At 63.5% G+C, this 26,107-nt stretch carries 18 protein-coding genes and 1 riboswitch; of the genes, 6 read left to right on the forward strand and 12 right to left on the reverse strand.

All coding sequences use genetic code 11. The features are described from left to right. Nucleotides 1-540: 540 nt before the first annotated feature. The 4 genes from ilvC (CS006_RS03165) to CS006_RS03185 all read right to left on the reverse strand — a co-directional run bounded on the left by ilvC (CS006_RS03165) (nt 541) and on the right by CS006_RS03185 (nt 6,319). Nucleotides 541-1,593, reverse strand: coding sequence for a ketol-acid reductoisomerase (gene ilvC / locus CS006_RS03165; RefSeq protein ID WP_100510293.1), 1,053 nt, complete (start codon nt 1,591-1,593; stop codon nt 541-543). Between the two features lie 391 nt (nt 1,594-1,984). Next, a complete protein-coding gene (gene ilvC, locus CS006_RS03170; protein ID WP_100510294.1) occupies nt 1,985-3,037 on the reverse strand; it encodes a ketol-acid reductoisomerase in 1,053 nt (350 codons plus the stop codon). Nucleotides 3,038-3,361: 324 nt separating this feature from the next. After that, nucleotides 3,362-4,714 carry an MFS transporter gene (locus CS006_RS03175; RefSeq protein WP_100510295.1) on the reverse strand — a complete coding sequence of 451 codons (1,353 nt, stop codon included), beginning with the start codon at nt 4,712-4,714 and terminating at the stop codon, nt 3,362-3,364. 573 nt (nt 4,715-5,287) lie between these two features. Further along, nucleotides 5,288-6,319 carry a LacI family DNA-binding transcriptional regulator gene (locus tag CS006_RS03185; protein WP_100510297.1) on the reverse strand — a complete coding sequence of 344 codons (1,032 nt, stop codon included), beginning with the start codon at nt 6,317-6,319 and terminating at the stop codon, nt 5,288-5,290. Between the two features lie 388 nt (nt 6,320-6,707). On the opposite strand from CS006_RS03185, the gene CS006_RS03190 reads away from it, so the two are divergent. Beyond that, on the forward strand, nt 6,708-6,890 hold the full coding sequence (locus tag CS006_RS03190) for a hypothetical protein (RefSeq protein WP_100510298.1): 183 nt from the start codon (nt 6,708-6,710) through the stop codon (nt 6,888-6,890). A gap of 62 nt (nt 6,891-6,952) precedes the next feature. Here the strand turns inward: CS006_RS03190 and CS006_RS03195 are convergent, their stop codons facing one another. Continuing rightward, the gene (locus tag CS006_RS03195) at nt 6,953-8,830 is read right to left on the reverse strand and encodes a glycoside hydrolase family 13 protein (protein ID WP_100510299.1); all 1,878 of its coding nucleotides are present in this window, start codon (nt 8,828-8,830) and stop codon (nt 6,953-6,955) included. 291 nt (nt 8,831-9,121) lie between these two features. Here CS006_RS03195 and CS006_RS03200 point away from each other — a divergent pair, with 291 nt between their 5' ends. Continuing rightward, on the forward strand, nt 9,122-10,747 hold the full coding sequence (locus CS006_RS03200) for a hypothetical protein (protein WP_100510300.1): 1,626 nt from the start codon (nt 9,122-9,124) through the stop codon (nt 10,745-10,747). A gap of 241 nt (nt 10,748-10,988) precedes the next feature. On the opposite strand, the gene CS006_RS03205 is transcribed toward CS006_RS03200, so the two are convergent. Further along, on the reverse strand, nt 10,989-11,759 hold the full coding sequence (locus tag CS006_RS03205; protein WP_243386704.1) for a sulfite exporter TauE/SafE family protein: 771 nt from the start codon (nt 11,757-11,759) through the stop codon (nt 10,989-10,991). Between the two features lie 534 nt (nt 11,760-12,293). Further along, nucleotides 12,294-13,745: a glycoside-pentoside-hexuronide (GPH):cation symporter gene (locus CS006_RS03210; RefSeq protein ID WP_100510301.1), complete on the reverse strand. Its 1,452-nt coding sequence runs from the start codon at nt 13,743-13,745 to the stop codon at nt 12,294-12,296. A gap of 574 nt (nt 13,746-14,319) precedes the next feature. Between CS006_RS03210 and CS006_RS03215 the strand changes: the two genes are divergently transcribed. Together CS006_RS03215 and CS006_RS03220 are read left to right on the forward strand one after the other, a co-directional pair. Beyond that, nucleotides 14,320-15,690: an NAD-dependent succinate-semialdehyde dehydrogenase gene (locus CS006_RS03215; protein WP_100510302.1), complete on the forward strand. Its 1,371-nt coding sequence runs from the start codon at nt 14,320-14,322 to the stop codon at nt 15,688-15,690. 347 nt (nt 15,691-16,037) lie between these two features. Further along, nucleotides 16,038-17,426, forward strand: coding sequence for an NAD-dependent succinate-semialdehyde dehydrogenase (locus CS006_RS03220; protein ID WP_100510303.1), 1,389 nt, complete (start codon nt 16,038-16,040; stop codon nt 17,424-17,426). A 227-nt stretch (nt 17,427-17,653) separates the two neighbouring features. On the opposite strand, the gene pdxT is transcribed toward CS006_RS03220, so the two are convergent. Both pdxT and pdxS read right to left on the reverse strand, forming a co-directional pair. Continuing rightward, nucleotides 17,654-18,274, reverse strand: coding sequence for a pyridoxal 5'-phosphate synthase glutaminase subunit PdxT (pdxT, locus tag CS006_RS03225; RefSeq protein WP_100510304.1), 621 nt, complete (start codon nt 18,272-18,274; stop codon nt 17,654-17,656). Nucleotides 18,275-18,363: 89 nt separating this feature from the next. After that, a complete protein-coding gene (pdxS, locus tag CS006_RS03230) occupies nt 18,364-19,239 on the reverse strand; it encodes a pyridoxal 5'-phosphate synthase lyase subunit PdxS (RefSeq protein WP_100510305.1) in 876 nt (291 codons plus the stop codon). Between the two features lie 394 nt (nt 19,240-19,633). Between pdxS and CS006_RS03235 the strand changes: the two genes are divergently transcribed. After that, nucleotides 19,634-21,319, forward strand: a complete 1,686-nt coding sequence (locus CS006_RS03235; RefSeq protein ID WP_165777204.1) for a ClC family H(+)/Cl(-) exchange transporter — start codon at nt 19,634-19,636, stop codon at nt 21,317-21,319. Nucleotide 21,320: 1 nt separating this feature from the next. Here CS006_RS03235 and CS006_RS03240 read toward each other — a convergent pair whose 3' ends face one another. From CS006_RS03240 to CS006_RS03250, 3 genes are all read right to left on the reverse strand, one after another. Next, the gene (locus tag CS006_RS03240; RefSeq protein WP_165777205.1) at nt 21,321-21,704 is read right to left on the reverse strand and encodes a fluoride efflux transporter FluC; all 384 of its coding nucleotides are present in this window, start codon (nt 21,702-21,704) and stop codon (nt 21,321-21,323) included. Further along, on the reverse strand, nt 21,701-22,522 hold the full coding sequence (locus tag CS006_RS03245) for a fluoride efflux transporter FluC (protein ID WP_165777206.1): 822 nt from the start codon (nt 22,520-22,522) through the stop codon (nt 21,701-21,703). Before CS006_RS03245 ends, CS006_RS03240 begins: the two co-directional genes overlap by 4 nt. Before the next feature lie 209 nt (nt 22,523-22,731). Then, nucleotides 22,732-22,842: riboswitch (Fluoride riboswitch) on the reverse strand. 273 nt (nt 22,843-23,115) lie between these two features. Continuing rightward, nucleotides 23,116-24,417 carry an adenylosuccinate synthase gene (locus CS006_RS03250; protein WP_100510307.1) on the reverse strand — a complete coding sequence of 434 codons (1,302 nt, stop codon included), beginning with the start codon at nt 24,415-24,417 and terminating at the stop codon, nt 23,116-23,118. A 303-nt stretch (nt 24,418-24,720) separates the two neighbouring features. On the opposite strand from CS006_RS03250, the gene CS006_RS03255 reads away from it, so the two are divergent. Then, nucleotides 24,721-26,058, forward strand: coding sequence for a polysaccharide deacetylase family protein (locus CS006_RS03255; protein WP_100510308.1), 1,338 nt, complete (start codon nt 24,721-24,723; stop codon nt 26,056-26,058). Nucleotides 26,059-26,107: the final 49 nt, after the last annotated feature.

The following is a 26,107-nucleotide window of genomic DNA, read 5'->3' on the forward strand; positions in this document are numbered from 1 at the left end:
GTCGTCCTCGCGAGCGCGATACCGTCGTCACCTTCCAACCGATGCCGCAGGCCATCAATGCGCCGCGATCACGACGCACATGGGCATACGACGCACTAACCCCGTCGCACGCCGTTGTCCATCGAAACCAAAATTGCACGGACACCATAACGGCACGAAAAATCAAAAAACAAGTCTTGATTTTGGAATTTTTATGCGGTATATTGCATAAATTTTTCCTGGAGGAACCTTCGGCGCATCCACCCTCCAACCACACCTGAAAAGCGCTCACACCCCCATGATTGCAACGCTGAATATCCCTATGTCAAACGATTCACCTTCGCCGAATCATCCGTCCATATGCACGCGACCATACGCACCATTGCATAATCGGCCGACGCAAAACCGCCGCCTCCGAACGAATCGGAAGGCGGCGGTCTTCAATCACGCTTGGTCAGTGATAAATCACTGCCAGTGCCGATTGGTCGGTGAGCAAGCTCACTGCCAATGTTGACTGGTCAGTGATAAATCACTGGCCGCGCCATTGGTCAGCGACTGGCGTCACTGAACCTGGGCGCGGGCGATCTTGCCGGTGAAGGAGTTGGCCTCGTCGGCGTCCTTCACGGCGTCCTTGTTCCAGGAGAACATGGCGCGCAGCTTCGGGCCGACGGTCTCGATGCGCTCGTTGGAGTACTTCTCCTGCAGCTCCTTGAAGTGCGGGGCGCCGGCGTCCTGATCGTCGATGAACTCCTTGGCGAAGGAACCGTCCTGGATGCGGCCCAGGTGGTACTCCATGCGCTTGCGGCAGTCCTCGTTGATGACGGTGTTGGTGTAGTCGCCGTACTGGGCGGTGTCGGAGCAGGACCAACGGGCCTTGTTCAGACCACCCTCGTTCATGAGGTCGACGAGCATCTTCAGCTCGTGGCAGACCTCGAAGTAGGCGATTTCCGGCTGGTAGCCGGCGTCGGTGAGGACCTCGAAGCCCATCTCGACGAGCTTGTTCACGCCGCCCATGAGCACGTTCTGCTCGCCGAAGAGATCGGTCTCGGTCTCCTCCTTGAACGTGGTCTTGATGGCGCCGGCGCGCAGGGCGCCGAGAGCCTTGGCGTAGGCCAGGGTCAGAGCCCAGCCGTCGCCACGCGGATCCTGCTCGACGGCCACGACCACCGGGACGCCACGGCCGGCGGCGTACTCACGACGCACGATGTGGCCCGGGCCCTTCGGAGCGACCATGAAGACCGGGTGGTCGGCGGTCGGCTTGATGTAGCCGTAGTGGATGTTGAAGCCGTGGGCGAAGGCGACGGCGGCGCCTTCCTTGATGTTGGGCTCGATGTCGTTGGCCCAGATCGTGCGCTGGTACTGATCGGGGGCCAGGATCATGATGACATCGGCTTCGGCGGAAGCCTCGGCCACGGACTTGACCTCGAGGCCCTGCTCCTTGGCGAACTGGACCGACTTGGAGGTCGGACGAAGGCCGACGACCACGTCGACGCCGGAATCGCGCAGGTTCAGCGCGTGGGCGTGACCCTGGGAACCGTAACCGATGATGGCAACCTTCTTGCCGGCGAGGACGGAGAGATCGCCGTCGTTTTCGTACCAGATCTGTGCAGCCATGTAAGCACTCCTTAACTACTGCGAATGTTGTTGTGGTTGCGCATAAGCGCCGCGCGTGATGCGCGTGGTGTCCGATGCCTGGACGACTGCCGGCTCATTCACCCGCGTGGCGTGCACACCCCGCGCAACGATCATGAACCGCTCGATCGTCCACTCAGACGAGCTCATCTGAGGATTTTGTCCTGCAAACTGCCCACCATCCTACCGATAATGTCGCTTTCGTCACATCGGCGTCCACAACGTGGGCGCTTCCTTGAGTCGGCACAGCTCAGGTTCGGTTTTGCATATAGAAAACCGCCGCCCCGAAATATTCGGGAGCGGCGGTTTTCTACGCTATCGAAACGTCAGTCAGCGATAAATCACTGGCAGCGCCATCGGTCAGCAAGCAAGCTCACTGAACCTGGGTACGAGCGATCTTGCCGTTGAAGGACTCAGCCTCATCGGCGTCCTTGGCCGGGCCGTTGTTCCAGGAGAACATGGCGCGCAGCTTCGGGCCAACGGTCTCCAGGTGCGGGTGAGAGAACTCTTCCTGCAGCTTCTTGAACTTCGGGGCGCCGGCGGCCTGGTCATCCATGAACTCCTTGGCGAAGGAGCCGTCCTGGATGCGCTTGAGCTGGTACTGCATGCGCTTCTTGGTCTCCTCGGTGATGACCGTGGAGGTGTAGTCGCCGTACTGGGCGGTGTCGGAGCAGGACCAACGGGCCTTGTTCAGACCACCCTCGTTGGCGAGGTCGACCAGCATCTTCAGCTCGTGGAACACCTCGAAGTAGGCGATCTCCGGCTGGTAGCCGGCCTCGGTCAGCACGTCGAAGCCGAGGTCGCACAGGTGGTTGATGCCGCCCATGAGGACGTCCTGCTCGCCGAACAGATCGGTCTCGGTCTCTTCGGTGAAGGTCGTCTTGATGGCGCCGGCGCGCAGGGCGCCGAGAGCCTTGGCGTAGGCCAGGGTGATGGCCCAGCCGTCACCGCGAGGATCCTGCTCGACGGCCACGACCACCGGGACGCCACGGCCGGCGGCGTACTCACGACGCACGATGTGGCCCGGGCCCTTCGGAGCGACCATGAACACGGGGTGATCCTCGGACGGCTTGATGTAGCCGTAGTGGATGTTGAAGCCGTGGGCGAAGGCCAGAGCGGCACCCGGCTTCAGGTTCGGCTCGACGTCCTTCTTGTACACGGCGGCCTGGTACTGGTCAGGCAGCAGGATCATGACGATGTCGGCCTCGGCGACGGCCTCCGGCACGGACTTGACCTCGAGGCCCTGCTCCTTGGCGAACTCGACGGACTTGGAGGTCGGACGAAGGCCGACGACCACGTCGACGCCGGAATCGCGCAGGTTCAGCGCGTGGGCGTGACCCTGGGAACCGTAGCCGAGGATGGCCACCTTCTTGCCTTCGAGCACGGACAGATCGGCGTCCTTCTCGTACCAGATAGTTGCTGCCATGATTGGCACTCCTTTATATTGTTTGGTGATTGCCGAGCGATCGGACGTCCGGCAATCGGGTGAGATTGCTGACGGCCTTCGGCGAGAAGGATTGTGTCCTAGACGTTGAAAGTCATCTTCACTAGGGGCTATTTCTAGTCCTCCAGCGTACGACGCGGAAGTCCGCGTCCAAATATTGGATATTCAATTTTCGTATCGCGGATGGCGGTCATTCGACCGCCGAATCCGCGCTGTGTTCATTCGACCATCGTCGAATGAACGGGAGCTGAATTCCATCAAAGAATCCGATGAAATCAGCCGCCGATAATCCTCAGAACAACACCATCACTTGGTGAAATCAACGTTCTTAGTCTCATGGCACGAAAGCACTGCAACGAGGCAGCACACGGCCATGACGCCGAGGTAGAGGCCCACCGAGTGCACGCCGAAGTGGCTGGACAGCCAGGTGGCGATGGTCGGCACGAAGGCGGCGCCGACGATGGCGGCAAGGTTGTATCCGATGCCGGAGCCGGAGTAGCGCACGTTGGCGTCGAACAGCTCGGGCAGGAAGGCGCCGATCGGGCCGAAGGCGGTGCCCATCAGGGCGAAGCCGACGCACAGGAACACCATGTTGGCGAAGAAGTTGCGCTGGCCGACGATCTGGCCGTTCAGCAGGAACGGGAACAGGGCGGCGAACACGACGAGCAGCACGGAGGAGGTGATGATCACGCGCTTACGGCCGAACTTGTCGGCGTTCACGCAGGAGATCACGATGAAGGCGGCGAACACGCAGATGGCGATCATCAGCATGAGCAGGTACTCCTGGTTGGTGAAGCCGAGGCCGCCGCCGCCCTCGCCCTGGGCCTTGGTACCCCAGGCGAGCGACCAGGTGGCGAGCGTGTAGAACAGCGTGTAGGTGACGGCAACGAGGAACGTGGCCTGCAGGACCTGGACCCAGCTCTTGCGGAACACTTCGACGATCGGGGCCTTGACGACCTGCTTCTTCTCCTGGGCCATGCGGAAGATCGGGGTCTCCTCCATGTGGACTCGCACGACGAGGCCGATGATCACGAGGATGGCGCTCAGCAGGAACGGCACACGCCAGCCCCAGGCCAGCATGGCGGCGGAGTCATTGAAGGATTCGAGCACGAAGTAGGTGCCGTTGGAGAGGAAGAAGCCGATCGGGGCGCCGAGCTCCGGGAAGGAGCCGTAGAGGGCGCGCTTGTTCTCGGGCGCGTTCTCGGTGGCGACCAGTGCGGCGCCGGACCATTCGCCGCCCAGGCCGATGCCCTGCACGAAGCGCAGCAGGCAGAGGATGGCGACCGCGGCGATGCCCCAGGTGTTGTAGGTCGGCAGGCAGCCGATGAGGAACGTGCCGACGCCCATCGTCATGAGGGAGACGACCAGCGTGGTCTTGCGGCCCATGCGATCGCCGAAGTGGCCGAACACCAGCGAGCCGAGCGGACGGGCGATGAAGGCGATGGCGAAGGTGAGCAGGCTCATCAGCAGGGCGACCGTCGGGTTCGCCTTGTCGGAGAAGAAGATGTGCGGGAAGTAGTTCGCAGCGGCGGTGCCGTATGCGTAGAAGTCGTAGAACTCGATGGCCGTGCCGACCATGGAGGCGGCGATGACGGTCTTGACGGAGTCACGTGCCATCGTCTTGAGTTTGCTATCAGTCGTAGCCTCGACTGCTGTCATTTCTCTAATCTCCTGTGTAGTCCGTGAATCTTCTGTCCGGGGGCCAACGGTTTCTCTCTGCAAGCGGCCGTCCGTCCGATTCCCGGGTTTCTCAGTTTCTTGAGTTGTTTTCCGCCGTTCGTTTTTTCATTCCGTGTATCGGATTGCGATCGTGCGACATGAAAAAAGCCCCGCTTTTGGCAGGGCTCAAAACTGGATTTTGTCTGTTCCAAACCCCGCCGCGTTGACGGGATCGAACAGTGAAAAATGCCGAATCAGTCCGCCAACGAAGACGGAATAATAATTCGGCCGGACACAGCGGCGCTCATTTCAGCGGTAAGTGCAGCGGTCATTCCGTTCATCTTGGCGAACCTCCTTTCGGTGTCATACATCTTTGCGGGCCGTTCGACCCGAACCACTGTGAAAGATAGGCGCGGGTGCGGGCCGGCACAATGCGAGGGTCACTATGTGGACAGTTCGGCGTTCATGTTACGAACACCGTACTTCGTGACGTCAACGCTGCCAACGGAACGGAACCGAAACGTGCGATCGGTTCCTGTTGGTTGCGTATAGGTCGGTTGCGTATAGACGCGGTCAGCGCGTGGTCTCGCCGGGGACGAGGGCGACGGGGACGAGACCGGCCGTGTCACCGTCGGGGCCGGAGCGCCTCTCCCCCATGGCCGCTGTCATGGCCGAGGCAAGACGGTCGGCGATGGCGTCGATATCCTGACGGACCGTGGTGATTCTACGGCCGGCGAGCGCGGTGACAGGAGTGCCGTCGTAGGCGATAATCTGCAGATCGTCGGGGATGCGACGACCGCGGGCGATGGCGAGGCGTACGCAATGGGCGGCGGCCAGGTCGGGCGCGATGATGGCGTCGGCGTCGGGGAACCGTCGGAACGCCTCCTCGGCGGTCTGTTCGAACAGATCGAGGTCGCTGACGTGTTCGACGGTGATGTAGTCGCATCGAATGCCGGCTTCGGCGAGGTCGCGTTCGAATGTGCGGTGATAGCGCACGGTGGGGAACGTGGTGTCGGCCGCGGTACCGGCCGTGGCGGCGAGGTCGTGGAACTGCGAGCGCGGGCCGCCAATCTCGACGACGTGGCGCACGCCGGTGTCGATGAACCGTTGCGCGGCGAGATGGCCGCCGGTCTCGTGGTCGGAGCAGACGGAGGGGATGCCGTCGCCGAGATAGCGGTCGAATGCCACGATGGGCCGGCCGATGGACTGCCAGTAGGCGGGCGGACGGCTGGTGTGCGAGCCGATGATGATGCCGTCCATCGTGTGGCGGCGGAGCATGTCGATGTATTCGGCCTCGCCTCGGTCCTGGTCGGCAGTGGAGCAAAGCATCACGCGCAGCCCGGCCTTGTGCAGCCGGCCTTGGATGGCGGCGGTGAGCTGCGCGAAGAACGGATGGGCGATGGTGGGGATGGTCACGCCGACGAGGTTCGTGCGGCCCTGCGAAAGGCTGCGGGCGAGGTCGTTGGGCACGTAGTCGAGTTCGGCCATGGCGGCCTCGATGCGCTCGCGCGTCTCGTCGGCCACGTAGCCGGTGCCGTTCACCGCCAGTGACACCGTGCTCAGCGACACTCCGGCCCGACGCGCCACGTCCCGCATCCCCACCATCGTCGCCTCCTTGCGTATGGGCCCGCATATGAAAAAGCAAGAGCCAGCAGCCTTATTCAAGCTACTGGCTCAACAACTCAACGGGCATCAGACAATGCCTTTACGCCTGCATAAAGAACACCGAAACGACGACCAGTCACCGAGGGGACGACCTTGAGCACGATTCTCACAAAGCTTTACTCTGTTCTGTTGCGTTCCGGTTGGCCTGTCTTTGTGTAGGCATTCCCAGTATAGCGCATGAACGTAGAAACACTCGAGACCGCGGCCCCGTGACAAATCATCGATAATGGCAATGTGCCATGCATCATCCCTTGGCCGGGACTGACGCATTTTAGGCACAGGCAATGAGCGCAAGCTCAAACAACTCAACACAGAAAGGACAGTCATCATGGCCAATGATGATCGTCCCCCGCAGGGGAAATCGCATAACAGCGGTTCGATGTTCCAGACCCTCGGCGGAATCGCCTTGGTGATTCTTGCCGCAAAGGCCGGACCCACGTGGTCGGCCATCATCGTCGCAGGCGTGCTAATCGCAGCCTTCGCGTTTGATGTTTGGAACAGACGTCAGTGAATGCCGGCCCCGTATCCAGTAATGGATGCGGGGCCTTTCAGCATCATAAATGTCACGGCATTCTACAGTTCGTAGGCGAAGGCCTCCCAGGGGGCGAGCTTGCCGAAGAGCACGTCGGCGGCGGTCTCCTCCGACGCGTAGTTGCTGATGAGGATGCGGTCGGCGCTCACGCCGCCGAGCGTGGTGCCGGCGAGTCCGAGACCGAGCATGTCGGCGGCCTCGGCGGGGATCTTCGCCGACTCGCCCGACATGTTCACCACGACCACGATCTTGCGTTCGCCCGAACCGTCGATGCCTCCGCCGACGCCGTCCTCATGCAGCGTGCGCACGAACGCGTACACCTGCGGGTCGCCGGCGTCGAGCATCCTCCAGTCGCCGGCGGCCACCACCGGGTTCTCGTGCCGCAGCGCGATGAGCTTCTTGTAGAAGTTGTATACGGAGTCGGGGTCGCGCTTCTCCTTCTTGGCGTTCACCACGTCGCGGTTCTCGTTGACGGGCAGCCATGGGGCCGTGGGCGCGTAGGGCGCGGTGAATCCGGCGTACTTGGTGGCGTCCCACTGCATGGGCGTGCGGGCGTTGTCGCGGCTGATGGCCTTGAGCGACGCCATCATCTCATCCGGGGTCATCACGCCGGCCTCGGTGAGCTGATGGTACATGTTGATGGATTCGAGGTCCTGGTACTGGTCGAGCGAGTCGAAGTAGGCGTTGGTCATGCCGAGCTCCTCGCCCTCGTACACGTACGGGGTGCCGCGATGCATGTGCAGCAGCAGGGCGATGGCCTTGGCGGAGCGCACGCGCGACTCGTCGGTGGAGTCGTCGCCCCAGCGGGAGACCACGCGCGGCTGGTCGTGGTTGTTGAAGAACAGGCTGGTCCAGCCGGTCTCCTTCACTGCGGCCTGATGCCCGGAGAGGCAGTGCTTGAGGTGCGCGAGCTTCCACGGCGCGGCCGTCCACTTGGACTGGCCGCCGCCCGGCTCCACATGGTCGAAGAGGAACAGCATGTCGAGCTCGCGGTTCGCGGGATCGGTGATGTGCTGGTTGCGTTCGGGCGTGATGCCGGGCGCCTCGCCCACGGTGATGGTGCCTTCGCGCCCGTCGAACACCTCGCGGTGCATTTCGGCGAGGAACTCGTCCTGCCGCGGACCGTCGGCGCAGAACGGATTGGGGCTGGAGTATCCGTCCTCCCCCACCGGTCCTGCGGATTCGGTGTTCGCGCCCACGCCCGGCAGTTCGCCGTTGGCGTCCACGTGCTTGGAAATCAGCGTGATCACGTCCATGCGGAATCCGTCGATGCCGCGGTCGAGCCACCAGTTCATCATCCTGTACACGGCGGCGCGCACCTCGGGGTTCTCCCAGTTGAGGTCGGGTTGCTTCTTCGAGAACTGGTGCAGGTAGTATTCGCCGCGCTTCGGGTCGTATTCCCATGCCGAACCGCCGAAGTACGAGCCCCACTGGTTCGGCTCCGCGCCCGGCGTCCCCGGCTCGTGGCCCTCCTTAGCCGGACGCCACCAGTACCAGTCGGCGTGAGGGTCGTTCTTGTCGCGCGAGGCCTGGAACCACGCGTGCTCGTCGGACGTGTGGTTCACCACCAGGTCCATCACGACCTTGATGCCGCGGCTGTGCGCCTCCTCCAGCAGCTCGTCCATGTCGTCGAGCGTGCCGAACATCGGGTCGATGTCCTGATAGTCGCTGATGTCGTAGCCGTTGTCGTCCTGCGGCGACTTGTACACCGGCGACAGCCAGATCACGTCCACGCCGAGGTCGGCCAGATAGTCGAGGCGCGACGTGATGCCCGGAATATCGCCGTATCCGTCACCGTTCGTGTCCTGGAAGCTGCGCGGATAGATCTGGTACACCACCGCGTTCGACCACCACGGGTTCGGCGTCGCGCCGTTGGTGTGAATCGTGTCGGGAAGCGCCGCGCGCTGTTCGGTCGTCATTTGCATCCTCCTTGATCGCCCAGAAACCCGGAAACCGTAATCCCCGCCAATTTTACCGTTCAAGCGGTCTTTTCCGATGCTTCCACGGACGTTTTCATCGGCAAACCGCGAGTTGCGCACGACCGTTCTACGACGCCCGCGCCACGAAACCGCAGGAACGTCGGCAGGAACGTTGCAATCACGCAATGTCCACGGCTTTTCCCGCAATGCGAACACCTACAACTCGCATATTCCACGTCCCGCCAAGACCTCCTATGATGTGCTTGAGGCAATACGACCGGGGAGTGAAAGATGACCGATACGAGCGGCGGCAAGGCCGATGACAAGGCCGGCGGCAAGCCGGCGAGGAACAACGAAAAGTCGTTGTTTGACGACGAATTCACGGCGGCGAATCTGGCGGCGTCGAATCTTCGCATCGACGACGAGGGCAACATCGTCGAGTCGAAGTGGGACATCCCCACGCTGTCGTTCCCTGCTTTCGATGAGGACGCCGATACGACGCCGAAAGCATCGGCATCGGGCGCGGCGACGCCGGCCGACGACGGCACGGCCGCGTCACCGACGACGGCCGGCACATCGACGCCGGCATCTGCGACGGCCGAGACGGCCATAGACCCCGCCCATTCACTTGAGGACACCGCGTCCATCCCGCCGGTCGAGGAGAGGGTGACGGCGCTGCGCGACGCATTGCAGACCATCCGGCCGGCAAGCACACCGTCCGACGCCGCGTCGACGGCAACGACAGCGACGGCGGCGACCATAGCCTCGGAGGCGACCACGGCGATGCCGGCCATCGCGCCGGATACGCCTGCGGACGCGGCGGCCGCCGAAGACGGCGCCACGGTGGTAATGCCGTCGGCAGGCATCTCCGCGGGCGCGGGCACCAACGCGGGTGTGCAGCCGGCCGCGGTCAAGCCGCTGACCACTGCGGACGCCACCACCGTCGTCGCTCCGGCAACGGCGGCGAACGCCGGCGCGAATACAAACGGACAGACCTCGAAGCCGGTGCAGAACCATGCGTCGCACGGCTCCTCGGCCAAGGCCCGGAAGAAGCTCATACGCACGACAGCCATCGCGGCGGTCGTCGTCATCGTGCTGGCGGTCGCCGGATTCGCGGTGTGGAAGCACGTCAGCGACAACAAGGCGCATGCCGACGCCATGGAGACGTGCTCGCAGTCCGTCACCGACTACAACAACGCACGCAAGAAGCTGGACTCGGCCATCACGAGCGCGCAGAAGAAGCTGCCGGCCGACACCACGGGTGCCGGCACCGCCACGACGACGCTGCAACAGCGGCTGAACACGGCGAAGTCCACGAACTCGGATGGCCGCGAATGCGCCTCCACCATGCCGACCGCACAGCTGGAGGCCAACGGCAACGTGAATCAGAAGCTGGCCTCGTCGTTCACGAAGACCACCGAGAACCTCACCAAGGCCGTGAAGGCGTTCGAGAAGGCGCAGTCCTCCGCCGAAAGCGACAGCACCGGCACCCAGGGTTCACAGTCCGGTTCGGGTTCGGGCACGTACGGCGACGGGTACTCCAACGGATACAAGAGCTACGGCAATTCGTACGGCAACAACTACTCCAACGGGTACGGCAACAGCTACTCGAACAACTCGTACGGCAACGGGTACTCGAACAACGGCTATCAGTACGGCACGAACGGCTACGGCAACGGGCAGTACTCCAACGGATACAACTACTCCGGCAACGGCACCAACAACAACGGGACCGACAGCAAGACCACGACCAACAACGGCAGCGGCAGCACCAAGACCGACACTGATAAGACCACAACCGACAACGGCGGCGATAAAACCGGAACAGATACCGGCGATAAGACCGGCAATGGCGGCTCCGGCAGCGCCAACACCGGCAGCACCGGCACGGGCACGGGAACAGGCGCCGGCAAGTAGCCAACGCGCCGCACGACCCACTGGGGTTCATGCCACGCGTGCCCATGCACGTCACAGACCAAGAGCCGTCACACGGGCATCGCATTCAGCCCGTGTGACGGCTCTTTCGCATCATCAAACAACCCGCCATGAGGCATCGCGTGCCACATGGACTGTTCGGTCGGCATCAACCGGTATCAAGCCCGACCCGCCACAAACTACGACGGTCGCGAACCCGTGCCTGCCGTTTCCTTATCAGCGCCTACCGCTTCATCAGGCGCTCGCGCAGTCCCGGCGTGATTTTCACGGCCGTCCACAGGCTGCGTACGAACAGCACGCCCAGATACGCGGCGAACAGGTTCGCACCCATGCGCGGCGACACCCATCCGGCCACGATCGTGCCGAACGGCGCGACCACAGCCGCCGTGATGCCGATGGCCAGTCCGTTGCGCAAGTGCACCAGCCTGCGCCGCGTATTCGCCACGGTTCCGGCGATGGAGCTGGGGAACATGGCCAGCAGCGACGTGCCGCGCGCGATCAGGTCGCTCGCGCCGAACAGCACCGAAAGCGACGGCACCATCACCGCGCCGCCGCCGATGCCAAGCAGTCCGGCCAACGTGCCGATGCCCACACCGAGCAACGCCAGCAACGCACCGGTCGCGATGGTCATATGAATCACATGGTCGCGCGACGGCGTGAACACGATCTGCGAAAGAATCACGAACATAAGGAACACCACGAACACCCAGCGCAACACGACCTCCGGCAGCCGCGACAGCAGCCAGCTGCCGATCTGCGCGCCGACGATCATGCCGCACGCCAGCAGCAGTGCGGCGACCCAATCCACATCACCGCCGGTGGCGTATGAGATCACGCCGGTGATGGACGTCGGGATGATGGCCGCCAGCGACGTCGCCGCCGCATGACGCTGCGAAAGCCCGAGGAACACCAGCGCAGGCACGATCACCGTGCCGCCGCCGATGCCGAACAGTCCCGAAAGAAAACCGGAAAGGATGCCCACGCCGATGAGCATGGCCCAGACGTGGCTCGCCGGACGCCCCTCCCCCAGGGTCGCCGAACCCTCGCCGCTGTACGCCGGCCCGTTCACGCCTCGCACGGCGCCGTGTCCACGGTCCGCAGCGTCATTCGCGCGTCCGTCGCTATGCTCGTTATGAGCCGCATGGCCGTTCACGCCTCGCACGGCGTGCACACCGTCGTCCGCGGCGCCACGTCCGCGGCCTGTGGCATTGTCCGTGCGTCCGTCTTCCGCATCCGCAAAGCCCTGTTTCGTCATATCGTCACTCACGTCGGTCACTTTACTCCCCGTCGCATTGCCTCAACATCGTCATCCCACGACAGAACGTAGGTTATAACGCATGGATGCGCAAAACCCTACGCATGGCACGTCCACGTGGCGGTTATAACGCACGGATGCGAGAAACCCTACGCTGAGTCGTCACCAGCGTCGGGTTTTACGCACGGATACGCAAAAACCTACGCGTAGCAGTCCTACGCGTAGGTTTTATCTCATGGATGCGTTATAACCGACGCTCGGTTCGCACGCGAATCACGCGGCGGCGTCGGCGATGGCGCGACGCTTGGCGAGTTCGGCGCGGATGAACGGCTCGTTCTTCTCGAAGTGACGGTAGCCGAGCATGATCACGATCACGACGGCGTACACGATCACCGGCAGCCAGATGAAGCAGAACTGGATGGCGTTCAGAGCCTCGGGGGTCTGCGTCTGGTTGGCGACGTATCCGGCGGCGGCCATGATCTTCGACGGGATCAGGTTGCCGAGGCCGGAACCGAACTGGATGCAGAAGGAGGCGCCGACGGCGGAAAGCAGGCCGGCCGCGCGGATGCCGTTCTTGTATTCGCCGTAGTCGACCGTGTCGGCGAGCATGGCGAACGGCATGGCGAGCGCCATGGCGGCGCCGAGGATGGAGATGGCCCAGAACACGACGAACAGGGCGAAGCTGTGCGACGCGGTGAGCAGCAGCAGCTGGCCGATGATGGCCATGACCATGCCGAGGATCATGGTGTCGGTCTTGCCGGCCTTGCCGAACTTCTTGGAGATGACGGGGATGAGGAACGTGGTAATCAGACCGAGGATCTGCATGCCGTTGAGGATGGTGGCGAGGTTCTCGTTGTTCAGGTTGTACTTGGCGTAGTACACGGCCACGGACATGCGGTCCTCCTGGGCGATCCAGAATATGACGAACGCGACGATGAGGATGATCCACGGCCAGTTGCCCTTGATGGCGTGCAGGCTCTCCTTGAACGGCAGCGGGTTCTGGGTCTTGGGATCGTAGTTGTGTTCCTTGATGTTGCGGAAGGCCCACAGCAGCAGGGCGATGGCGATCACGCCGTACAGCGCGAACGTGAACATGAAGCCGACCTTCTGGTTGGAGGCGCCGGTGAGCGCCTTGCCGGCCCAGTTGACCAGCGGAATCGTGCAGACGGCGGTGATGAACGTGCCGAACAGGCCGCCGGACAGACGGAACGTGTTGGCCTTCACGCGCTCGGCCGGGTCGGGCGTGAGGTTGGAGAGGATGGCGGTGATCGGCGTCTGGATGCCGGTGTACACGAGGCCGGCGGCCAGGATGTAGGTGACGGCGGCGTACACGGCCTTGCCCATCGGAGGCAGGTTCGGCGCGGTGAACGCGAGGAACACGGTGATGGCGAACGGCACGCACATCCACAGGAAGAACGGACGGCTCTGACCCCACTTGGTCTTGGTGTGGTCCACGATGGAGCCCCACACCGGGGCGGAGATGCAGTCGCCGATACGGGCGATGAGGAGAATCCAGCCGGCTGCGGCGGCGGTGATGCCGAACACGTCGGTGTAGAAGAACATGATGTAGGTGCCGAGCGAGGAGTACAGCAGGTTGCCTGCCATATCGGTGCTCAGATACGCGACCTTCTCGCGGACGGGCAGAACCCCGTCGAATTTCTTTCCGGTAACGGTGCCGTGGACCGCGCTCGTCGCGGCGCTGGCGTTCCTCGTTGTAGCCGACATTGGTTGTCGCCCCTTTGCTTTGTTTTTCCTCTGTTGCGGCGTCATGCGCATCGTGCGCACCCTGCCCGCCGGGATATCCGGGTTCGGTGCGCGCTTCCGTCACGTCGTGCACCGCGGTGCACCATGAGTACGTCGTGCACTGCGGGCGCGCACGTGCGCATGCCTCTTGACGCCGCGGAAAACGATATCGCCGCGAATCTCGGAAACCGGCGAATGTTATCGTTCCGCATCCGTTCCGTTATGGATTCTTCATTTGATAACGGCGATATGGGAGTGTCGTTATCTTGCGGGTGTGAGCGCTATCACATTTGTTGTCGTTTCGTTGCGTTCTGTTAGATGTAACCGATTTCATTAGTGCGAAACACGATTGCCGCATACTCGGAATCGAAATCCGAAAACACCGAACCGCCGGACCGAACGGGAAGTCGCGGCAAATGCTCGCCAAAACGCCCGCGCCGCGCGACAATGGAACCTGTAGGACCACATCGATGCCGCACCCGCACGGACGGCACGCCCCGAACGGCGGCCATCCGCATACGGCAACGGCGTCGGCACGCATGTGAGGAGGCCAACGATGGCATACGCAACAGTCAACCCCTACACCGGAAAAACCCTGAAGACGTTCCCCACCGCCACGCTCGAGGAGGTGGACGCGGCGCTCGAGACCGCGCACGCCGCGTTCGGAGTCTGGAAGAACGAGCCGATCGAGGAACGCACGTTCATCCTCGACAAGGCGGCGTCGCTCCTCGAGGCCGAACGCAACGAATACGCCGAGATGCTCACCACCGAGATGGGCAAGATCATGTCGGAGGCGCAGGCCGAGGTCAGCGTCTGCGTGGCGATCCTGCGGTATTACGTGGAGCACACGAAGGACCTGCTGCGGCCGCGCATGCTGCTCACGCAGGGATTCGGCGAGACCGACGTGCATCTCGTCAACGACCCGACGGGCATCATCTTCGCCGTCGAGCCGTGGAACTTCCCGTATTATCAGGTGATTCGCGTGGCCGCGCCGCAGCTGGCCGCCGGCAATGTGGTCATGCTCAAGCACGCGTCGAACGTGCCGCAGTGCGCCGCGCTCATGGAGCGGCTGTTCCTCGAGGCGGGCGCACCCAAGGGCGTGTTCACGAATCTGTACTTGCCGCATGATCTGACGGAACATGTGATCGCCAGCCCGTACGTGCGTGGCGTGGCGCTCACCGGGTCGGAGAAGGCCGGTGCAATCATCGCATCGCTGGCCGGAAAACATCTGAAGAAGAGCACGCTGGAGCTCGGCGGCATGGACGCGTTCATCGTGCTGGATGACGCCGACATCCAGCTGGCCGCCGAATGGGCCGTCCGCGGCCGCAACCGCAACGCCGGCCAGGTGTGCGTCTCGTCGAAGCGGTTCATCGTCGTCGACGCCGTATACGACGAGTTCGTCCGCCGCTACCGCGCGGAGGCCGCGAAACTCGTGCCCGGCGATCCGGCCGATCCGAAGACCACGCTGGCTCCGCTCTCCAGCGCGACGGCGAAGCAGCAGGTCGAGCGGCAGGTGGCCGACATCGTGGCGCAGGGCGCGAAGATCGAGTATCTCGTCGACGTTCCGAAGGAGGGGAACTTCTTCCCGTCGGCGTTGCTGACCGACATCCCCGAAGGTTCCGAGGCCACACGCACCGAGATCTTCGGACCGGTCGCACAGCTGTACCGCGCGAAGGACGAGGCCGACGCGATCCGCATCGCCAACGACTGCCCGTACGGACTCGGCGGATCGGTGTTCACGTCGGACATCCACCACGCGCAGGAGATCGCCCGACAGTTGGATACGGGAATGGTGACCATCAACCGCGCGAGCGCCTCCGGACCGGACATCCCCTTCGGCGGCGTGAAGAACTCCGGCTACGGCCACGAGCTCATCGACCTCGGACTGAAGGAATTCCTCAACCAGAAGGTCGTCATCAACGGGTGACAGCGCCGCCACCTCCATCCAATAAGCTCCCCTTGCCAGGGGAGCTGGCCGCCGCAAGGCGGACTGAGGGGTAGTCGACACCTTGAAATGCCGCCACCTCCAACCAACAGGCTCCCCTTGCTAGGGGAGCTGGCCGCCGCAAGGCGGTCTGAGGGGTAGTTTGACACCTTGCAATGCCGCCACCTCAGGTATCACTGCCCCCCAGTCACACATCCACGTAACAGCTCCCCCGACAGGGGGAGCCGACAAAGCCCCTGCAAACATAGGCAAATTCTTGTGCGTCTCATGGATCTCCCGATATCGTCATAAGTGTCGATTAGTCAACGCAGACGATCGAAAGGGGAAACATGACATATCAGACCATCAATCCATACACCGGGCAGACCATACAAACATTTCCGGACGCCACCGAAGCCGAGGTGGACGCCGCTCTGAAGACCGCGCACGACACGTTCCTCGAATGGAGGAGCAGGCCCATCGCCGACCGCGTGGCCGTGCTGGCCAAGGCCGCGGAGATCCTGCAGGAGAACCGCAGCGACTACGCCGCCACGCTCACCTTGGAAATGGGCAAGATTACGGCCGAGGCCGAAGCGGAGGTCGACCTGTGCGTGGGTATGCTGCGCTACTACGTGGAGCACGGCGAGGAGCTGCTCGCCCCGCGTCCGATCCCGGCCAAGGGGTACGGCGACACCGACGTGCAGCTGGTCAACGACCCGATGGGCGTGATCTTCGCCGTCGAACCGTGGAACTTCCCGTACTACCAGGTCGTGCGTATCACCGCGCCACAGGCGACCGCCGGCAACGTGGTCGTGCTCAAGCACGCGTCGAACGTGCCGCAGAGCGCGGCGCGCATGGAGCGGCTGTTCCTTGAGGCAGGCGCACCCGAAGGACTGCTCACCAACCTGTATCTGCCGCATGATCTCACCGAACACGTCATCGCCAGCCCGTACGTGCGCGGCGTCGCGCTCACCGGCTCGGAGAAGGCCGGCGGACACGTGGCCTCGCTCGCCGCGAAGCATCTCAAGAAAAGCACGCTGGAACTCGGCGGCGCCGACGCGTTCATCGTGCTCGACGACGCCGACGTGGACAAGGCCGCCGACTGGGCGGTGTTCGGCCGCAATTGGAACGCCGGCCAGGTGTGTGTCTCGTCGAAGCGGCTGATCGTGACCGACGCCGTATACGATCGTTTCCTCGCCCGGTACCGCGAAGGCACCGCCAAGCTGGTGGCCGGCGACCCCGCCGATCCGAAGACCACGCTTGCGCCGCTTTCCAGCGCCGGCGCCGTGGAAACGTTGAAAAAGCAGGTGGCCTCGGCCGTGGAGCAAGGAGCCAAGGTCGAATATCTGGCGGAGGTCCCCGATCAGGGCGCGTTCTTCCCGCCGGCGATCGTCACCGGCATCACCGAGGACAACGATGCCTTCCACACCGAATTCTTCGGACCGGTCGCGCAGATCTATCGTGCCAAGGATGAGGATGACGCCGTGCGCATCGCCAACGACTCCCCGTTCGGTCTGGGCGGATCGGTGTTCAGCAACGACATCCATCACGCGCAGGAGGTGGCCCGCCGCCTCGACACGGGCATGGTCGCCATCAACCATCCGACCGTCGTCGCGGCCGACATCCCGTTCGGCGGCGTGAAGAACTCCGGCTACGGCCACGAGCTGCTCGACCTCGGCCTCAAGGAGTTCGTGAACCAGAAGGTCATCGCCGTGGCCGACATCGACGGCGCGTTCTAAAACGCCGCTGCCCCAACCAACAAGCTCCCCTTGCTAGGAGCAAGGTAAGCCGCGAGATAAGGGCCGTCACCTCCAACCAACAGGCTCCCCTTGTTAGGGGAGCTGTCACGCGAACGCGTGACTGAGGGGTAGTTGATACCTGAAGTGGCAGCACCTCAAGGTGTCGACTACCCCTCAGACCGCCTTACGGCGGCCACCTCCCCTGACAAGGGGAGCCTGAAAATGAATCACAAGCTCAGGAAAAGCTCGTGGATCCTGGTGTCGTCGGTGAGTTCGGGGTGGAACGCGGTGGCGATGATCTTGCCCTGACGCAGGCCGACCACGTTGCCGTTCACCTCGGTCTCGACCGTGGCGTCGTCGCCGACGGAGACGACGAACGGTCCGCGGATGAACACCAGCGGGAAGTCCTTGATGTCGCCGAAGTCGGCGGTTGCGGCGAACGAGCCGAGCTGGCGGCCGTACGCGTTGCGGCGAACGACGGCGTCAAGCGCACCGAAGTACACGTTGTCGTCGTTGTCGAGCTTCCTGGCGAGCAGGATCATGCCGGCGCAGGTGCCGAAGACCGGCTTGCCGGCGGCGATGTGCGCGGCGATCTTCTCGAACAGCCCGGTGGAATGCAGCAGCTTGCCCTGCGTGGTCGATTCGCCACCGGGCAGGATCACGCGGTCGATGGAATCGTCGAAGTCCTCGGCCGCGCGCAGCAGCTTCCACGGGGCGCCGAGGCGGTCGAGCATGGCGGCGTGTTCGGCGAACGCGCCCTGCACGGCGAGGATGCCGGTCACGCCGTGGTCGGCGGATTCGGCGTCGGTCGACTCCTCCTTGGAGATGTATTCAACGGCTACTACCAATGTTGTGTCCTTTTACGTGAAACGATATATATACCAAATGGCTCCCCTCGAAAAGAGGGGAGCCGAAGAAGCAACGGCCGAAGCCGAAATCACTCGCCGCGGGCGGCCATGATGGTTTCGATTTCGTCCTCGTTGATGCCGACCATGGCCTCGCCGAGGTTCTCGGAGAGACGGGCCAGCAGGTCGGCGTCCTGCCAGTTGGCGGTGGCCTGAACGATGGCGGCGGCGCGCTTGGCCGGGTCGCCGGACTTGAAGATGCCGGAGCCGACGAACACGCCTTCGGCACCAAGCTCCATCATCAGGGCGGCATCGGCCGGGGTGGCGACGCCACCGGCGGCGAAGTTCACGACGGGCAGGCGGCCGTTGTCGTGCACGTACTTGGCCAGGTCGTAGGGCACGGCCAGCTGCTTGGCGGCCTCGAACAGCTCGTCGTCGCGCAGGCCGACGAGCTCGCGGATCTGCTTGTTCATGGTGCGCATGTGGCGTACGGCCTGGATCACGTCGCCGGTGCCGGGCTCGCCCTTGGTGCGGATCATCGCGGCGCCCTCGGCGATGCGGCGCAGGGCCTCGCCCAGGTTCTTGGCGCCGCAGACGAACGGCACGTCGAACTGGGTCTTGTCGATGTGGTAGACGTCGTCGGCCGGGGACAGCACCTCGGACTCGTCGATGTAGTCGATCTGGATGGCCTGCAGAATACGGGCCTCGGCGATGTGGCCGATACGCACCTTCGCCATCACCGGGATGGAGACGGCCTCCTGGATGCCCTTGATCATCGCCGGGTCGGACATGCGGGAGACGCCGCCGGCCGCGCGGATGTCGGCGGGGATGCGCTCCAGCGCCATGACGGCGCAAGCGCCGGCGTCCTCGGCGATACGCGCCTGCTCCGGCGTGGTGACGTCCATGATGACGCCGCCCTTGAGCATCTGGGCGAGGTTCTTGTTCAGCTCGGACCTGTTCTCAGCCATGTTTCCTCTTTTGTCGTTGTTGTCGTCGTACCGATGCGGCGTATCGGAATACGTCGATGCGGCCTGTCGATCGGTCGTTTATCGTCTGGCTCCCTTCGCCGGGCCTCGCGGCCGAGCGCTGCCGTGCCCGGTCGTGCGGTTCGCCGGAGGTGCAAACACACAAACACCAATGCTAAATACACTGCGTTACATTCATGTGCATTGCCCACATTCCGGCGCAAAACCCACGTTTATGAGATAACAAAATCCGATAACGCGTTACAGCGGCGCCGTGACCCCGTCGAATTCGTCGATTCCGACGTTTTCCCCGCGCAAATCATCGAAATCAACCCCCATTCGCGACGATTCGGACGGGGAAACCTCCGATTTCGGCCCCAGACTATGCTTAAGTACCGTGAAATCCCAGATCCACCGCTTCCTCACCGATTTCAACCGCGCGAAATGGCGCATCGCCGCGAAGGGCGTAATCGGCGGGTTCGCGGTCGGCCTGCTCGTGGTGCTGTACCGTCTCGGCATCGAATACGGCACGCGGTTCGCACAGGTCATGTACGGCACGTTCCGCGAGCATCCGATATATATCCTGCCGTGGGCTGCGGCCGCCGTCATCACCGGTCTGTTCGTCGCGTGGCTGGTGCGTTGGGAGCCGATGGCGTCGGGCAGCGGCATCCCCCAGACCGAGGGCGTCGTCACATGCGGCATGCGCATGCGATCGTGGTCGGTGCTGGTCGTGCGATTCGCCGGCGGACTGCTGTGCGGACTGTTCGGCCTTTCGATGGGCCGTGAGGGCCCGTCGGTGCAGATCGGCGCGGCCACGAGTCAGATGACCGCCGGTCGGCTCGGCCGCAGCAACGTCGAACGCAACGTCCTGACGACGGCGGGTGCCGCTGCCGGCCTGTCCGCCGCGTTCTGCGCCCCGCTTTCCGGCGTGATGTTCGCGTTGGAGGAGATTCACCGCAGCTTCTCCCCCACGATCCTGCTCACCGCCATGTCGGCGTCGCTCACTGCGGATTTCGTGGCCAAGCAGTGCTTCGGCATGACGCCGGTGCTTGATTTCACGCGGGTCGAGCAGCTTCCCATCGAGGAATACTGGTGGCTGATTCCGCTGGGACTGATGATGGGCGTCGTCGGCGTCGCAATGAACCGGCTGCTGCTTGGCATGCAGACGCTGATGAACCGCATCCCCGCCGCCGTGCGACCGATCATCTCGCTGGCCTTGGCCCTGCCGTGCGGCATGTTCCTGCCGCTGACGCTTGGCGGCGGCAGCAATCTCATCGCGTTCGTGGAGCAGGGCGGCGCCGCGTTGTCGCTGCTGCTCGTGCTGCTGGCCGTGAAGATGACGTTCACGGCCACGAGTTTCGGCAGCGGCTGCCCAGGCGGCATCTTCATGCCGATTCTGGCGGTCGGCGCGCTGGCCGGCGGCATCGTCGCGACCATCGGCGGGTATTTCGGCGGGTTCGCGCATCTCGACGCGCGCTACATCTCCGTGTTCGCGGTGATGGGCATGGCCGGCACGCTGTCGGCCGCCGTGAAATCGCCGGTCACGTCGGTGCTGCTCATCGTCGAGATGTCGGGGAACATCACGCATATGCTGCCGGTCGCTACATGCGCGTTCCTCGCGCTGCTGGTTTCGGACCTGTGCGGCACGAAACCGATCTACGAGGCGCTGCTCGACCGGTATCAGCGCTCGCACGGCATCGGCGGCGATATCGGTGACGGCGTTGCCGCGAATGCCGCAAATGCCGGAGCCGGCAATGCCGCCACGAATGACAGCGACGACATCGACGACGTGGACTTCGAGGATGGGGACTTCAATCCGGCCAATGCGCGGCCGAGCGCGATTCGCAGCGGCGTGATCGAGCATCCGGTCGAGATCGGCAGTCCGATCGCCGGAACGTTGGTGCGCAACGTGCCGTTGCCCGACGGCATGATGATCATCACGATTCGCCGCGGCAGCCGCGATTTCGTGCCCGGCCCCGATACGCCGCTGCACGCCGGCGATTACGTGGTCGTGCTGTTCAACGGCCACGACGAGCCCAAGGCCCGCATCACGCTGAACCGCCTCTGCCGCGGCACCGGCTGAATCATGCGATGAGCTGCCAGCCCAGGGCGGCGCAGATCACCGGCACGATGATGCAGGCGATGAGATAGTAGCCGGCCATCGACAGCCGCTGCTTGCGTCCAAGCGTCACGACCTCGTTGATGGCCGTCGAAAATGTCGATAATCCACCCAGGAATCCGGTGACTGCCATGAGATGCCACGGGTCGGGGAACGCCGACGACGCGGCCGCCGCGCCCGCCATGCCGGCCAGGAACGACGCGATGATATTGATGACCAGCGTCGAGAGCGGGAACGCGTTCTTCCACACGAGTTTGACGGCGGTATCGAGCACAAACCGCGAAACGGCGCCAAGACCGCCGCAGATGCAGACGCCCAGAAACACGAAAATGGCAATGAAGAAACTCATCGACGGGCCTCCTTGTCGGACGAAGCGTCGTCATCGGTCCACAACGTACGCGGATTATCGGCGTTCGCCGACACGGAACGCTCCTTATCGACCGGCATGGTGCCAGACGCCGACGATGCGGCGCCGCCGGATGCCGCTGCCTCGGCCATTTTCGCGGCGATCGTCGGCGGCAGTCCCGAAGTGTCGACGGCCGAAGACGCAACGGCCGGCGACGCATCGGAACCGGAATCGGAATCATCGTCGCCGGAATCAACGTCGGCGCGCTTCGCCTTATGTCCGGCGATGCCGAGCGCCAGACGCACGCCAAGATACGCGGCCATGAGTCCCACGCCGAAGCTCAGCACGACGTAGATCAGCACGCCGAAAACGTTGCCGCGGGCCAGATCGCCGAACTGCTCGAACGCGAGCGTCGACATGGTGGAAAGGCCGCCGCACATGCCCATGCCGAAGCCGCGCGAGATGACGTCGCGGCTGCGCTTGCGAATCCACGTCGCCTGCGAAAGGTATGCGGAAAGCGCGGCGTAGATGAAGCATGCCACGATATTCGCGGTGAATGTGCCGAGGTGGATGGCCGACCATACGCCACCCGCTCCGACCGCGTTCGCATCGGCGCCGGTGCCCACCGTCGCCGCGTTGGTCAGCGACAGGCCGTATCGCATGCCGGTGCCGAGGCATCCGCCGAGGAACACGACCAGATACAGCGTCGAGTCGGCGAGCGCCGGGCGCTGTTCCGGCGCGTTCGCGCCGCCGCGTGCCGCGACCGATGGCGCGGCCACGTTCGCCGCGACGCCGGGCTGCGAGGATTCTGCTTCTGCCATGCCTTGTCCTTCCTTCTCCCTTGTGGAAGGCGAATCGGGCAGAGCAGCTAAAGAGTATGCGCAATCCGCCGAAATCCGACCGTCCACGATGCCTGCACCCCACGCTCCACGCGTGTCACACACATCAGCATCCATGCGATTGCACACGTATGCGCCCGTCGCATGAAAGTTCTGCACACGACCTCGGGCGGAACCCGAGCATCGTCTGTCGAATCATAGGAACTATCAGCGGAAATGCGGTTCGGATGTTCGGCGTCAAGCCGTGCGACTGCGAGGAATCGCTGCCGAGCACCCTGGTGAGTTCCATCACCGCGCAATAATATACGCCGATTGCGCGCGCTCGGCAATGCCAGCAGCAGGCGTTTCGCTCCCTGGGAACGCGAAAAACCGAGTTGTGAGGCTTTGCTGGCGAAAACCGCTTTTTTGCCGTTGGAATTGCAACGATTACGAGGGCGTATTCCCGTGTTGTCCCGGAACGAAGCCTCACAACTCGGTTTTTGACGAAAATCGGCTCCCCCGCCTTGGCGGAAGGAGCCGGTTTTCGTTACGTGTGCAAGTGCGTCGACGCCTGCAGCGCCCGCATCATCGTTTCATCAGTCGATCAGCGAGTTGATGGAGATGATGTGGTCGCGCTGCGGACCGGTGCCGATGGCGGAGATACGGCAGTTGGAGATCTCCTCGAGACGCTTCACGTACGCCTGGCAGGTGGCCGGCAGATCCTCGAAGCTGTGCACCTTGGAGATGTCCTCGGTCCAGCCCGGAAGCTCCTCGTAGATCGGCTTGGCGGCGGCGAACGCGGCCTGGTCCACAGGCATGTCGTCGTAGCGCGTGTGGGTGCCGTCGGGGTTCTCCACGTCGTAGGCCACGCACACCGGAATCCTCTCAAGGCCGGTGAGCACGTCGAGCTTGGTGAGCACGAGGTCGGTCAGGCCGTTGACCTGCGAGGCGTAGCGGGTCACCACGGCGTCGAACCAGCCGCAGCGGCGCGGACGGCCCGTGGTCACACCGTATTCGTGACCCTGGGCGCGCAGCCAGTCGCCCTGCTCGTCGAACAGCTCGGTGGGGAACGGGCCCTCGCCCACGCGGGTGGTGTAGGCCTTGGCCACGGCGATCACACGGTCGATCTTGGTGGGGCCGACGCCGGTGCCGGTGCAGGCGCCGCCGGCGGTCGGGTTGGAGGACGTCACGAACGGGTAGGTGCCGTGGTCCACGTCGAGCATGGTGGCCTGGCCGCCTTCGAACAGCACGGTCTTGCCGTCGTCGAGCGCCTTGTTCAGCACGAGCGACGTGTTGGCGACGTACGGCTTGAGCTTCTCGCCGAGGGCCAGCAGTTCGTCGGTGGTCTGGTCCACGTCGATCGGGCGGCGGTTGTACAGCTTCACCAGCATCTGGTTCTTCTGGTGCAGGCTGGCCTCCACCTTGTCGTGCAGGTGCTCGGCGTTGAACAGGTCGTGCACGCGGATGCCCACGCGGTTGATCTTGTCGGCGTACGCCGGGCCGATGCCGCGGCCGGTCGTGCCGATCTTGTGCTTGCCGAGGAAGCGCTCGGTCACCTTGTCGATCGTGCGGTGATACGGCGCGATGATGTGCGCGGATTCGCTCACCAGCAGTCGGGAGCAGTCCACGCCGCGGGATTCGAGGCCTTCGATCTCCTGGAACAGCACCTCGGGGTCGACGACGACGCCGTTGCCGATCACCGGGGTCACGTTCGGGCTGATGATGCCGGAGGGCAGCAGGTGCAGCGCGTACGATTCGTCGCCGACGACCACCGTATGACCGGCGTTGTTGCCGCCGTTGAAGCGGGCCACGTAGTCGACCTTGGTTCCGATAAGGTCGGTGGCCTTACCCTTACCTTCGTCGCCCCACTGCGCACCAATCAAAATAATTCCAGGCATGATCTCCTCCGAAGCCGCGTGATTTCGCCGCAAACAGATTACCTTACGCCCTGAACCTCATACGGTAACGGTTCATCTTTCAGACACGCCGCCGCACGATCGCCGCACGGCGCGGCACGTCACGGCACACGTCGTGCCATGGACGACGACAATGGCGACGACGATGCAAGGCATCGAAAGCGGTGAGCGACAATGTGTGAAAACAGTGCGTGAACGTTCACTGGAAAAACGGAAACACACGGTGTTTGTACCCCCTACGCTCGTACAATCTGATGTGGAGAGAGCCGAGAAAGGAATCGCAACGTGAACAACGCAGCACGCGACGACGCGTCCATTGAGGAGCTTGATTTCGGAGGAAGCGCACGCGGCGCGAACTTCGACGACTTCCTTGAGGACGACGATGAATCCCCCCGTAATGGAGGCCGCGCAGGAAACGGCAAGCGCCGCAGCCCCGGCAAGATAGCGTTCATCATCGTGCTCGTCATCGCCTTGCTCGCCGGTTCCGGCGTCGGCGGCTACTGGCTGTGGGAGAACCGGCTCCGGCCGATCACCGTCAGCGTCAACGGCGCGGTCACGCGCACGCATATCAACGTTTCCATCGACGACCTTATGAACGACAACGATTCGTTCGGCACCAAGCCGGGCAATCTGCTGTCCGTCTCCAACAAGGTGCTGGACGCCAACGGCGGCGGCAAGCAGGCGGTCGTCGTCAACGGCGCCACCGTCAAGGCCTCCGACTGGCAGAACACGCGCCTGCAGCCCGACGCCGTCGTGACCGTCACGAACGGCAAGGACACCGTCGAAAAGCACACCGTCAAGCGCGAGACCATCGCCCACAAGGGTCCGAGCCTCGACAGCGTGAACCTCATGGGCGGCGGCGCCATCCAGTACGTCGAATCGCCCGGCCGCGACGGCTACAGCGAAAAGTGGACCGGCGAGATCTCGAAGGAGACCGTCGACAAGGGCGTCGTCAAGAAGCCCGAGGACTTCAAGGTCACCACGAAGACCCCGCAGCCCAAGGACGGCAAGAAGTACATCGCCCTCACCTTCGACGACGGCCCGAGCGAATACACCGCCCAATACCAGCAGATCCTCAAGGAGAAGGGCGTCAAGGCCACGTTCTTCAACCTCAGCGAGGAGGCCGCCAACTACGGCGAGCAGGAGAAGTCGCTGGCCGAGGACGGTCACGAGATCGCCAGCCATTCCGTGAGTCACAAGTACCTGCCGAAGCTTTCGCGCGACGAACTGCGCAACGAGATCGGCAAGTCGTTCGGCGTCATCGAGAAGAACAGCGGCCAGAGCTGCCGCATGTTCCGCTCCCCGTACGGCGCGTTCACGGCGCAGCAGTGGCTTGATTCCTACGACATCATCAGCTCGAACGTGCTGTGGACCATCGACACCGAGGATTGGAAGCGTCCCGGCGCCGACAAGATCAAGTCGACCGTGCTCTCGCAGGCCGGCAACGGATCCATCGTGCTCATGCACGACGGCGGTGGCGACCGTTCGCAGGACGTCGAGGCACTGCCCGGCATCATCGACGGACTGAAGGCCGAAGGATTCACCTTCGTCACCGTCTCCGAGATGATCAGGCTCGACGGAACGTTCCCGGAGTGGGTTGCGAACAACCAGCCCGCCAAGTGAGGTGATTCGGCGCAGGACGCGCGTGGCTTCTTCATGGCGGAAGGCAAAG

Source organism: Bifidobacterium primatium (genome assembly GCF_002802875.1).
Lineage (GTDB): Bacteria > Actinomycetota > Actinomycetes > Actinomycetales > Bifidobacteriaceae > Galliscardovia > Galliscardovia primatium.

What these genes read in the sequence shown, in the direction of transcription:
- CS006_RS03215 (WP_100510302.1), top strand. Translation starts at nt 14,320, where the DNA reads ATGGCATACGCAACAGTCAACCCCTACACCGGAAAAACCCTGAAGACG.
- CS006_RS03210 (WP_100510301.1), bottom strand. Translation starts at nt 13,745, where the DNA reads ATGTCGGCTACAACGAGGAACGCCAGCGCCGCGACGAGCGCGGTCCAC.
- CS006_RS03240 (WP_165777205.1), bottom strand. Translation starts at nt 21,704, where the DNA reads ATGAGTTTCTTCATTGCCATTTTCGTGTTTCTGGGCGTCTGCATCTGC.
- CS006_RS03195 (WP_100510299.1), bottom strand. Translation starts at nt 8,830, where the DNA reads ATGACGACCGAACAGCGCGCGGCGCTTCCCGACACGATTCACACCAAC.
- CS006_RS03245 (WP_165777206.1), bottom strand. Translation starts at nt 22,522, where the DNA reads ATGGCAGAAGCAGAATCCTCGCAGCCCGGCGTCGCGGCGAACGTGGCC.
- CS006_RS03250 (WP_100510307.1), bottom strand. Translation starts at nt 24,417, where the DNA reads ATGCCTGGAATTATTTTGATTGGTGCGCAGTGGGGCGACGAAGGTAAG.
- CS006_RS03185 (WP_100510297.1), bottom strand. Translation starts at nt 6,319, where the DNA reads ATGGTGGGGATGCGGGACGTGGCGCGTCGGGCCGGAGTGTCGCTGAGC.
- CS006_RS03220 (WP_100510303.1), top strand. Translation starts at nt 16,038, where the DNA reads ATGACATATCAGACCATCAATCCATACACCGGGCAGACCATACAAACA.
- CS006_RS03200 (WP_100510300.1), top strand. Translation starts at nt 9,122, where the DNA reads ATGACCGATACGAGCGGCGGCAAGGCCGATGACAAGGCCGGCGGCAAG.
- CS006_RS03205 (WP_243386704.1), bottom strand. Translation starts at nt 11,759, where the DNA reads ATGCTCATCGGCGTGGGCATCCTTTCCGGTTTTCTTTCGGGACTGTTC.
- pdxS (WP_100510305.1), bottom strand. Translation starts at nt 19,239, where the DNA reads ATGGCTGAGAACAGGTCCGAGCTGAACAAGAACCTCGCCCAGATGCTC.
- ilvC (WP_100510293.1), bottom strand. Translation starts at nt 1,593, where the DNA reads ATGGCTGCACAGATCTGGTACGAAAACGACGGCGATCTCTCCGTCCTC.
- CS006_RS03190 (WP_100510298.1), top strand. Translation starts at nt 6,708, where the DNA reads ATGGCCAATGATGATCGTCCCCCGCAGGGGAAATCGCATAACAGCGGT.
- ilvC (WP_100510294.1), bottom strand. Translation starts at nt 3,037, where the DNA reads ATGGCAGCAACTATCTGGTACGAGAAGGACGCCGATCTGTCCGTGCTC.
- CS006_RS03175 (WP_100510295.1), bottom strand. Translation starts at nt 4,714, where the DNA reads ATGACAGCAGTCGAGGCTACGACTGATAGCAAACTCAAGACGATGGCA.